Raw genomic sequence first — 6,272 nt, forward strand, 5'->3', positions numbered from 1 at the left:
CCATAGATGATGCCGGCCTTGTCCACCCACAGGCCTTCGGCGCCGCTGGTGGCGCCCTTGTCGGGTTCGCCGTCGGGATCGGGGATGAAGGCGGTGACCTTGCCATCCTTGACGCTGCCGATGCGGATACCGCGCTGCCAGTCGGGGTTGTAGCCATAACCCACCGGGCGGCGGCTTTCGGAATCGCCGCTGTACAGGATGTCATTCGCGTCGATGAACAGGCCCGATGGCCGGCCGAACTGGGTCCAGCTTTTCAGCAATTTGCCCTTTTGCGTGTAGACCTGCACGCGGTTGTTCCAACGATCGCCAACGTAAAGCAGGCCCTTGCTGTCCATGGCGAGGGCATGCGGCACTTCGAGATCGCCTTGGCCCTTGCCGGGCTGGCCCCACTGCATCAGGAACTTGCCGGTTTTGTTGTATTTCAGGATGCGGGCGACGCCGCGATCGGCCTCGTGCCCATCGGCGACGAAAATATCGCCGTTTTTGGCCACGATCACGGCGTTGGGTTCGGTGAACACGTCGGTGCCCTTGCCCTGCACGCCGGGTTTGCCGAGCGTAAGCAGCAACTTGCCGCCCGGCGAGAATTTCATGACCGTAGCGCCCCTGCCCCCATTTGGGCCGGCAATTGCGCGAGCATCGGTGAGCCAGACATTATCGGCGGCGTCGATATAAAATCCGTGCGGAAACACGCTGAGCCCGCCGCCGAAGGCCTTGATGAAGTTGCCGGCCGCATCAAACTCCATGATCGGATCGATGGCGCTGTCGCCGCAATTGTTGGCGCCGCAGCGTTCGGCGACCCACACATGGCCCTTGCTGTCGACCGCGGCGGCGCTGGTGGAGCCCATCACCCTGCCGGGCGGCAGCTTGAGGAAGCCATATTCGCTGCGATAGGAATTGGGCTGCTTGTTGGTTTCAGCGGTCAGCGGTGCGGGCAGGGGCAGGGTTTCCACCGTCCACACCGGACGCGGCGGAAGGGTTTGCGCAAAGGCCGCGCTGGCGGCGAGCAGCAGCGTCGCCGTGATGATCCGCTTCATGGCCTGTTCCCCCAAAAATTCAGCGGCCGGCGCTGGCCGGTTTTTCTGCCGTGATGCCGATGGTGGCCAGCACTTCCGAACGTTTATCCATCGGCTGGCTGCCAACCGGAAAGCCATTGTTTTTCAGCATGAAGGCCAGCACATCGGCATATTCCTCGCGTGTCATCGACATCGGATCGTTTTGCGGCATGGTGGTGCGCACCCGGTCGTACAGGTCGCCCACTGTCATCGTGTCCCAGTGGCTGACGAATTCGCCGCCCACCAGCGCCGGTGCCTCGCCGGTGCCGTTGAGCGCCGCGCCGTGGCAGGCACCGCAGCGCTGGGCATAAACGGCGGCACCCCGCTCCGCCTGGTCGGCGGTGTAGATGCCCTGCCACACAGATTTGCCAGTATTCTGAGCAACGGCAGCGCCGGCCAGGCCAAAAGCAATCAAAAGCGGCAGGGCAAATTTCACGTCACGCGTTCCTTATTTCTTGCCCGGCAATGCATAAGCCAAAAACTCGCCCGATGCATTACCGCCGCTGGTAGGCACGATAATATACTGCTTGCCGCCGACCATATAGGTCATGGGTGAGCCCGATTGGGTGGACGGCATGAAAACCGCGCCCACTTCCTTGCCGGTCTGTTTGTCATAGGCCCGCAGCATGGCGCCGCGCGGGCGATCATCGGTGCGGGTGAACTGGTTTTCGCCGGCGATCACCAGGCCTTTGGTCACCAGCGTGCCGATCTGATAGGTGGCCTGGCCGGTGCGCGGGATGCCGCCCATCGCCTTGATGACCGGGTGATTGCGCACGAAATCGGGCGTTTCACCGTGGGCCACCTGCCATTTGATCGTGCCGTTGTTCACATCGATGGCGCTGATCGTGCCGTAGGGCGGCTTCACCAGCGGCAGGCCATCCACAGCGAGGCGCGGCGGGCCGGAACCAGATACGGCGGACGGCGGCGCAGCGGCCGGGCTGTCGGCCCCTGCGCCTTCGCCCGGGCCCTTGATCATCACCACCGGTTGGCCGGCAACGCCCACCACCAGCGGAATGTCGGACAGGCCGGCCGGCGGCGGCAGCAGGCCGGTGGCCGAGATGCAGGCGCCGCACGCATACACATAGGCGATGCCGGATTCGGGATCGAACGAACCGCCCGGCCAGTTGGTGCCGCCCTGGGCCCAGTTGTTGATGACACCAAACTTCTCCGTCGTGGAGACGATGGGCGGGGTGTACACCGGGCCGAGCATGTATTTGCCGGCCAGCTCAAGCGCCTTCTTTTTAAGGTCAGGGGTGAAATCGATCAGGTCGTTTTCCAGATAGCCGTTGCGGCTGTAAACCGGCGGCTTGGTCGGCATTGGCTGGGTGGGGCTGTACCATTCACCGGGCACATTGCCCTTGGCGACCTTCACTTCCCTGATCGGCCACACCGGCACGCCGGTGGCACGATCGAACACATAGAAAAAGCCTTGCTTGGACGGCAGGCCGACAACCTTGCGCGGCTTGCCGTCCACGGTCACGTCCATCAGCAACGGCGCGCTGCTGTTGTCGAGATCCCAGATTTCGTGGTGGATGAGCTGGAAATGCCAGCGGCGTACCCCGGTTTTCAGGTCGACTGCGACAAGGCTGTTGCCGAACAGATTGTTGCCGGGGCGCTTGCCGCCGTAAAAGTCCGACGTTGGCGATTCGACCGCGAGGTAGGCGAGGCCGAGGTCTTCATCGACTGAAACCTGGGTCCACACTCCGGTGTTGCCGTTCACGTCCGCGGCCTTGTTGAGCCACGTGTCGTAGCCGAACTCGCCGGGCTTGGGCACGGTGTGGAAGGTCCACATGCGCTTGCCGGTGCGCACGTCGAAGGCGCGGACATAGCCTTTGGTGTTGTTGTGGGTTCTGGGCGTGAAACCTTCGCGGAAAGCTGCGCCGATGATGATGCTGTTGCCCGCAACCGCCGGGGCGGAATGGACGCCGACTTCGCCGGTATCGAGATCGCCGAGATCCTGATCGAAATCGGTTTTCAGATCGACCACGCCATTGGTGCCGAAATCCGGATCGGGGCGGCCGGTATCGGCATCAAGGCTGACGAGGCGGTAGCCGATGGTGACATAGAGGATGCGGCGCTTGGCTCCGTCGGTCCAGTAACTCAGGCCGCGGCCGGACAGCGCGCGCGGGCTTTCGGCGGAGCGCTTGCCTTCGTGCAGGGCGAAATTCCACAGCAATTCGCCGGTGGCACCGTTCAGCGCCACCACGCTGCGGCGGGTGCCGGCGGTGGTGTAGATGACACCGTCAACGGCGAGCGGGGTCGATTCCAGCTTGTATTCCGGGCGTGAACCGAGAAAATCGGTCTTGAAGCGCCAGGCGATCTCCATATCCTTGAAATTGCTGGCATTGACCTGATCGAGCGGCGAATAGCGGCTGCCTTTGAGATCGGCGTTATAGGTGGTCCAGTTGGCGACGCCATTGCTGGTGCGTGATGCGAGCGTGCCTTCCTTGGCCGGCGTCTGCGCGCTGGCGGCGGTGGTGAGCATGAGCGCGGCGGTGACGGACAACGGCAAGATGCGGGTGATGATCATGGCTTGGGCCTCTGAATGGATGCGAACGGGTGAATGCAGGCGGCGGTAACGCTCAGGCCGCCAGCACCCTTGTTGATGCCGACGGTCAAGCCGCCGGCATTTGCATCACCTTGTCGAGACCGGCCTTGAGGCTGGCCTTCTGCGCGTCGGTCAATTGCGGATAGGGGGTGCGGGCATACATGGCTGGCCCGCCCATCCGCAGCGACAGCACATATTTCATTGCGGCATAGGAGTTGGCGCCCATGTTGTAATCGCGCATGATACCGCCGGCGGCGCGCAGGTGGGCCAGCTTGGCCTTCCAGTCACCCTTGGCGCGGTAGGCGGTGAAGATGTCGGCGCTCTTGTCGCTGAACATGTTGCCGTCGGCGAGAATGGCACCCATGCCGGCCTCGACGGCCGGGATCAGGTTGTTGGACGTGCCGCAGCGCATGTTGAGCTCGGGAAAGCCCTTCAGAAACTCGGCAAAGCCTTCGGCGCTGCCCGACGAATCCTTGATGCCGGCCAGATGCGGATATTTCATCAGCGCCTTCAGCAGCTCGATGGGAATCCCCACTTCGGAGGTGCCGGGGATGTGATAAAGGTTGATCGGGATCGACACTGCTTCGAACAAGCGGGTGTAATAATCGATCAGGCCTTCCACCGGCGGCTGGTTGAAATAAAACGGCGGGATCGCCAGCAGGCCATCGGCGCCGACGCTTTGCGCGTGTTTGGCGATGTCGATCGTTTCGACGATGTTGGAGGTGCCGGGGCCAACCATGATGTTCATGTTGCCCTTGTGCTGCATCGCCGTCTCGGTGATCAGCTTGCGTTCCGCCACCGAAAAGCTGGCAAATTCGCCCGAGGTGCCGAGCACGACCACGCCGTCTGCGCCGCACTTGCGGTGCCATTCCATCACCGCTTTCATGGCGCCGGGATCGAACTGGCCGCGCACATCACACGGGGTAACGGTGGCGACCCAGTAGGCGACCTTTTCCTTTGAGCCGAGGCGGCGCCCACCCATTTGCGCTGCGGCCGGTGCGGCGGTGCCCAGCGTGCTGATGGCAGCAGCGCCGGCAGCAAGCGCCAGTGTCTCGCGGCGGTTCATGTTCATGTCCGATCCTCCCCAGTGGCCATATTATATGGCCGTTTTGACCATCATTGCGCCGCTTCGCCCCGGCGGCAAGATGTTTACGGGCCCCGGATTGCCGGAACTGGCGGATATCCGAGGGCGTTCAGCGCGGGCAGAGCAGATCGAAGCTGCCGCGCCCCGGCGTGCCGGCGTCTCGCTGCCAACTGATGCTGGCGCAAATTTCCAGCACGTCGCGGCCCAGTTTCAGGACCGGCCAGCCGCTTTGCCGGCCGCGGCTGGCCGTCACGAACTGGCCTTCGCCGCCATGTGCATCGGGCGGCAGATCGGCGCGCCCGCCCAATCGAACAGCCGCACATCAACGCGGGCAAGCGTGATGCCGGCGATCGCCAGTGGCCTCGCCAGATTGAGGATGCGCACCGGCCGCGCCGCGCCAAAGTCGATCTCCACCCGCCGCCCCGGCCCCGCCGGCGTGCAGCGCCAACAGGCTAAGCCGTGCGAAATGCATTGCTGATCGGATAGCGCCGGTCGCGGCCGAAATTACGGCGGCCGATCTTCACGCCAGGCGGTGCCTGCCGGCGCTTGTATTCGGCGATGTACAGCAGCCGTTCGATGCGGGCGACGGTGGCGGCGTCCAGCCCTTCGGCGATCAGGTCGCTGGCCGAACGTTCCTGCTCGACGAGGCCAAACAGGATGCGATCGAGCAGGTCGTAAGGCGGCAAACTGTCCTGATCGGTCTGGTTGTCGCGCAGTTCGGCGGTGGGCGGCTTGGTGATCACCCGCACAGGCATCACCGGGCCATCGGGGCCGAGGCCAAGGCGCGGGCGGTTGGCGTTGCGCCATTCGCAAACGCGGAACACCGTGGTTTTGTACAGGTCCTTCAGCACCGAATAGCCGCCGGCCATGTCGCCATAGATGGTGGCATAGCCCACGCTCATCTCGCTCTTGTTGCCGGTGGTGAGCAACATGGGCCCAAATTTGTTGGACAGGCCCATCAGCGTGAGGCCGCGAATGCGGGACTGGATGTTTTCCTCGGCAATGTCGCGGGCGCGGCCGTCGAACAGCGGGCCGAGCATGGCATCAAACGCGGTCATCGCCGGCTCGATGCGCACCGTATCAAGCCGGCAACCCAGCATCGCCGCGCACTGCGCCGCATCATCCAGACTGTCCTGGCTGGTGAACGGGCTGGGCATCATCACGCACCACACGCGGTCTGCGCCCAGCGCATCTACCGCGACAGCCGCCGACAGCGCCGAATCAATCCCGCCCGACAGGCCGAGCACGACGCCGGGGAAGCGGTTGCGGTTCACATAATCGCGCAGGCCGACCAGCATGGCGTGATAGACATCGGCTGGGTCGTCATCCTGGCGCGTGATGGCGCCGGGCGCACAGGTCCAGCCGCTCGGCCCGCGCGTCCATTCCGTCAGCCGGATGGTTTCGTCCCAATCCGGCAATTGGTGGGCCAGCGTGCGGTTCGCATTCAGCACGAACGACGCGCCGTCGAACACCAGTTCATCCTGCCCGCCTACGCGGTTGAGATAAATCAGCGGCAACCCGGTTTCGACGACGCGGGTGACCGCCAAGCCCAGCCGGCGATCATCCTTGCCCACTTCGAACGGGCTGC

At 63.9% G+C, this 6,272-nt stretch carries 7 protein-coding genes; all 7 read right to left on the bottom strand.

What is annotated here, in order from left to right; all coding sequences use genetic code 11:
• On the bottom strand, positions 1–1,034 hold a 1,034-nt coding region (locus ACESL8_RS02440; protein WP_372915591.1), incomplete at its 3' end, for a peptidyl-alpha-hydroxyglycine alpha-amidating lyase family protein.
• Positions 1,035–1,053: 19 nt separating this feature from the next.
• Positions 1,054–1,488: a c-type cytochrome gene (locus tag ACESL8_RS02445; RefSeq protein ID WP_372915593.1), complete on the bottom strand. Its 435-nt coding sequence runs from the start codon at positions 1,486–1,488 to the stop codon at positions 1,054–1,056.
• Between the two features lie 12 nt (positions 1,489–1,500).
• On the bottom strand, positions 1,501–3,582 hold the full coding sequence (locus ACESL8_RS02450; protein WP_372915595.1) for a PQQ-binding-like beta-propeller repeat protein: 2,082 nt from the start codon (positions 3,580–3,582) through the stop codon (positions 1,501–1,503).
• Between the two features lie 85 nt (positions 3,583–3,667).
• Positions 3,668–4,672, bottom strand: a complete 1,005-nt coding sequence (locus ACESL8_RS02455; protein WP_372915597.1) for a dihydrodipicolinate synthase family protein — start codon at positions 4,670–4,672, stop codon at positions 3,668–3,670.
• Positions 4,673–4,793: 121 nt separating this feature from the next.
• The gene (locus ACESL8_RS02460; protein WP_372915599.1) at positions 4,794–4,937 is read right to left on the bottom strand and encodes a hypothetical protein; all 144 of its coding nucleotides are present in this window, start codon (positions 4,935–4,937) and stop codon (positions 4,794–4,796) included.
• Entirely contained in the window at positions 4,934–5,098 is a 165-nt protein-coding gene (locus ACESL8_RS02465) for a hypothetical protein (RefSeq protein WP_372915601.1), read from the bottom strand. Before ACESL8_RS02465 ends, ACESL8_RS02460 begins: the two co-directional genes overlap by 4 nt.
• A gap of 38 nt (positions 5,099–5,136) precedes the next feature.
• On the bottom strand, positions 5,137–6,272 hold a 1,136-nt coding region (locus ACESL8_RS02470; protein ID WP_372915603.1), incomplete at its 5' end, for an NAD+ synthase.

Source organism: Sandarakinorhabdus sp. (genome assembly GCF_041689835.1).
Classification (GTDB): Bacteria; Pseudomonadota; Alphaproteobacteria; order Sphingomonadales; family Sphingomonadaceae; genus Sandarakinorhabdus.

Excerpts from the sequence above, each read along its gene's own strand:
- ACESL8_RS02450 (WP_372915595.1), bottom strand. The coding sequence starts at position 3,582 with ATGATCATCACCCGCATCTTGCCGTTGTCCGTCACCGCCGCGCTCATG.
- ACESL8_RS02455 (WP_372915597.1), bottom strand. The coding sequence starts at position 4,672 with ATGAACATGAACCGCCGCGAGACACTGGCGCTTGCTGCCGGCGCTGCT.